Consider the following 2,829-nt stretch of genomic DNA (forward strand, 5'->3'; position numbering starts at 1 on the left):
AAGTAATAATCTTCACTAAAAGACCGTATATATGACAGCAAACCTGTCCCTGCTATCGTTGAATGACACCTTGCAATACTGGAGGAGACCATATATGAACTCTACTTGAGATAGATTTATTATCCAGAATTCAGGTTACTTATTAAATAAACCAACAGCAGCGTTACTCATTGCTTTTATTCCGGTAGGGATAGCAACTTTATAATCTGGTGCAAATTTACTAGAGTGTAGGGAAGGGAGTACTTCACCTGTTTTTATCGAATCTGCATATTGTGCTTGGTTTACGCCACCTAGCCAAAATAAGGTAATCGGGATGTTTTCATCGGTGCGTCCGTATAGGCCAAAGTCTTCACCTGCCATTACAGCTTGTGTTTCAAGCACATTAGTATCACCAATTGCGCTGGCAATAGAGTTTCTAACAATGTCTGTTTGTGCAGGGTTATTATAAGTAGATGGAATAGATTCATCTTCATGTACATATACTACAGGGTAGTTTGATTCATTTAGGCCAGCACTTTGTGCAATACCTGCCGTGATTCGTTTTATTGCTGCTATTTGAGCACTTCTAACATTTGGGTTATAGCTTCTGAGAGTGAGTTGTAGTTTTACTTCATCCGAAATCACATTATGTTTTGAGCCACCATGAATAGACCCAACGGTAATAACTGAAGGCTCTAGCGGTGAAAGTTCTCGGCTTGTGATTGTTTGCAGAGCAAGTACTGTGCGTGCAGCTATAATCACAGGGTCTATAGTTGTATGCGGATAAGCACCATGACCACCTTTACCTTTTATTGTAATATCGACAGAATCTACACTTGCCATAGTGTATTCATTTTTCATTGATACCTTACCAGCGGGGACGCTAGCACTTACATGCAAAGCAATTATATGATCAGGTTTTTCATATTTACTAAATAGTCCTTCGCCTAACATGGCTTTAGCACCCCCACCAACTTCTTCGGCAGGCTGTGCAACCATCATCAAAGTGCCTTTCCATTGATCTTTGTGTACTATTAATTGCTCAGCAGTACCAATAAAAGAGCTCATGTGAATATCGTGGCCACAACCGTGCATTACACCTACTTTCGCACCATGCTCGTCTATTACTTTAACTTTTGAAGCATAGGACTTTCCTGTCTGCTCTATAATAGGTAAGCCATCGGTGTCAGTACGGATCATCACGGTTGGACCGTTTCCGTTTTTGTAAATGCCGACAACACCAAAGCCACCTACATTACTTGTTACTTTAAAACCCAGCTGAGTTAATTTATCCGCTATTTTATTACCCGTTTCTTGTTCGTGATAAGAAAGCTCTGGCGATTGGTGTAAATCGAGGTAAAACTTTTCTATAGCTGGCATGGTTTTGCTTAAATTCAAATCGAGTCCATTTGCTTGTACTAATGGGCTTGCTAATAAAAGTATTGCACTTAGATAAGTTAATTTCATGTTTTCCCTCATTGTTGAATATGTATACCGGATGATTTAGGTATATGACTTGTAATTATTATGTTCACCACCATATAAAAACCTAAATAGATGAATATGGCAATCAATTCAATGAGCAACATAGTTAGTATTAATGCGCAAAACCTTCAACAAGTACTCGGTGAAACATCACAGCAAAAATTGGTGTTGCTTAACTTTTTCTCTCCTCAAAGTCCTGACTGCATCGGACAGGCTGCAATTTTAGATAAAATAGCGGCTGAATATGCAAGCTATATAGTAGTAGCAAACCTAGATTGCGATGCAGAGCAAGCACTCGCTTCTCAACTTGCGCAACAAGTTGGTCTTCAAACTCTGCCTACGCTTGTATTATTAAAAGACTCTGCACCAGTAGATTTACTTGCAGGTGTTCAAAGTGAGGCACAAATACGCGAAGCCCTAGCAAAGCATTTACCTGCGCAACAAGACTTACTGTTAGAGCAAGCAAAACAAGCGTTATTAAAGTCAGATTTAAATGCTGCATTCAATTATGCAAAGCAAGCTTATGAAATAGACAGCGGTAATGCACGTATCAAATTAGTGCTTGCAGATATATGTATTCAAATTCACAAGGTAGATGACGCCCAAGCGCTTATAAATACAATAGACGTACAAGAGCAAGATGCTTACTTTAATAATATAAAAGCAAAATGCGAAGCTGCGCTTGAAGCAAAAGACTCACCAGAGATTAAAGAAAAGCAACAACAAGTAGAAAAGTACCCAAATGACCTAGAATTAAAAGAAGAGCTTAGTATTTTACTCAATGAAGCAGGCAGAAAAGAAGAAGCATTGGATATACTATTTACAGTGCTGCAAAAAGATCTGAATTTCAATGAAGCGAAACCAAGCTTTTTAGCCATTATTGCCTCTTTACCCGATGGTGATGCGCTCGCAGCAAAGTATCGTCGCAAGTTATATAGTATTTTATACTAGGGTCTGTTGCTCTTTGCGGATTAAAATTTGTTCAAACTAGGGGGGGTAATCGCGCCGCGAGATTTGTAACCTAGTGGGCTCGGTAACTGCTCCTGCGTACCCTACTGGCTTACATCCATGTAAGAATAAGTAAAAACCGAGTAACAAAGAGTAAATAGCCTCTAGGAAGAACCCTTTGGGCAGCGCCTGTTTGGCATTAATGCTACGTTATCGCCTATTTATGGGGAGTAACCACACTACATAGGCTCTGCCTTGCCTGAATACCAAACAGGCTGCAGCAAATTTAACCTTGAAAGATAAACAGACCCTAGATTCTAATAACTATTACTTTTGAGAAGCACCTATATAAGGTGCTTTTTGCATTTTTAAGCCTTTAATTAAAAGCTTCAGCATCGCTTTGCTATGTAAAATGGA

2 protein-coding genes are annotated in these 2,829 nt (G+C 39.2%); one reads left to right on the plus strand and one right to left on the minus strand.

The window, feature by feature from the left end; all coding sequences use genetic code 11:
- Nucleotides 1-135 precede the first annotated feature (135 nt).
- On the minus strand, nt 136-1,446 hold the full coding sequence (locus CXF89_RS18845; protein ID WP_121955451.1) for a M20 metallopeptidase family protein: 1,311 nt from the start codon (nt 1,444-1,446) through the stop codon (nt 136-138).
- Between the two features lie 111 nt (nt 1,447-1,557).
- Between CXF89_RS18845 and CXF89_RS18850 the strand changes: the two genes are divergently transcribed.
- On the plus strand, nt 1,558-2,415 hold the full coding sequence (locus tag CXF89_RS18850; RefSeq protein ID WP_121955452.1) for a tetratricopeptide repeat protein: 858 nt from the start codon (nt 1,558-1,560) through the stop codon (nt 2,413-2,415).
- Nucleotides 2,416-2,829 lie beyond the last annotated feature (414 nt).

Source organism: Pseudoalteromonas sp. MelDa3, assembly GCF_002863625.1.
Taxonomy (GTDB): Bacteria; Pseudomonadota; Gammaproteobacteria; order Enterobacterales; family Alteromonadaceae; genus Pseudoalteromonas; species Pseudoalteromonas arctica.